Raw genomic sequence first — 221 nt, 5'->3', positions numbered from 1 at the left:
GCCGCCTCGGCTACGCCTTCGACCGCACCCTCGTGTACGGCACCGGCGGCTTCGCCTACGGCTCGGGCAGCGCCGACCGCTCCTTCGGCGGCTTCGCCGGCAACGACAGCTTCCGCACCGGCTGGGCCGTCGGCGGCGGCATCGAGTACGCCCTGCCCACCGACTCGTTCCTGAACTTCTTCCGCTCCTCGGCCGTGACGCTCAAGGTCGAAGGCCTGTAC

The 221-nt window shown here is 71.0% G+C and carries 1 protein-coding gene; it reads left to right on the top strand.

Annotated features, from left to right (window positions below; all coding sequences use genetic code 11):
- Positions 1-221, top strand: a 221-nt coding sequence (locus ACLBXO_RS32400; RefSeq protein WP_447687985.1) for an outer membrane protein, incomplete at both ends; no start/stop codon positions are given.

It is taken from the genome of Methylobacterium sp. C33D, assembly GCF_053345825.1.
The sequence above is the reverse complement of the archived record's forward strand: the minus strand, read 5'-3'. Positions and strand labels throughout refer to the sequence as shown.